Origin of the sequence: Runella zeae DSM 19591 (assembly GCF_000423565.1) — a bacterium.
GTDB lineage: Bacteria > Bacteroidota > Bacteroidia > Cytophagales > Spirosomataceae > Runella > Runella zeae.
This window is the reverse complement of the sequence record NZ_AUIF01000108.1, coordinates 1-1041: the sequence shown is the minus strand read 5'-3', so window position 1 is coordinate 1041 and position 1041 is coordinate 1. Positions and strand designations below refer to the sequence as shown.

At 46.4% G+C, this 1041-nt stretch carries 1 protein-coding gene; it reads right to left on the bottom strand.

Annotation, left to right across the window (positions count from 1 at the left end):
* Nucleotides 1-108 precede the first annotated feature (108 nt).
* Nucleotides 109-1041, bottom strand: a 933-nt coding sequence (locus G563_RS38515) for a hypothetical protein (protein ID WP_028666588.1), incomplete at its 5' end; no start/stop codon positions are given.

Sequence of the window (1041 nt, the reverse complement as noted above, 5' to 3'; positions counted from 1 at the left end):
ATTTTATCTTTACCACAACAAAAATTTAGACAAAATCAGCCGCTTGCTGCTTAAAATCAAAGAGACCGTCCCAAAATTGCTTTTGAGACGGCCTCCTTTCATATGTAATCAGGGGAGTTGCTCTCGGATTTTAAAGAAAGGAACAATCAGAGTATTGCCAGGGTGATTTTTAATCACATTTTGGTAAATAAACTCTACGTCATTACCCGTTCCTTGGAAAATTACTTCACCATTCAGGTTGATATCGCCAGTATAGTACCCTTTCAATTTGTACGAAGGCAACACGAACACATTGGCAGAAGCATTGATAACCTGCTGGTAAATCACATTGACGTCGTTATCGGTTCCTTGATAGATTACTTCATGCTTACTATCTGCCACATTGGAATACAGTGCATTGCCCCCCCACATTGCTACTCCTTGTACCACATCTACTTGTGCCTTGTTCACTACGTTGGTAGCATCCAAGTTGTAGGTGGGGGTACTTGGTTTGCGGAAATCTATCACTGTACACCCTTGGGTTAAATCAATGGCCGTTTTCGTCATCACTCCTAAGTGGTTACGATGTTTGACACTGACATAATATGAACTTGGCGTAGCTGAGTTGAAAGTAATCGAACTCACGCCATCCACATCCACAATATCACCATCGCGTTGTAACAAAGCTGAGCGACTATCCACAATAACTGTTGGGTCGGCGGCACTGCGAAGTTCAACAAATACCCAATCTACAATCGCATCCCGGCCCGAAGGACTGCCCGCGCCCACTACTGCAGCAGTGGTTGTATTGGTGTTGGTAATACCACTCATACCAATTGCCGGATACGGACTCGTCGTTGGTAGGAAGCCCTGAACGCGTAGATCGTCACGCATAAGCGAATCCGGCAGGAATACACCGAACAACGCCCCCTGCAAGTACACTTTGGCTTGCAAACACACCTTAGCAGCCGGCAGAATGCCGATGCTCACCGTGGCCGTGTCACACTTGCTCGGGGTTCCGCTGTCGCACACTTTGTAGGTAAACCGGTCGTTGCCGATGTA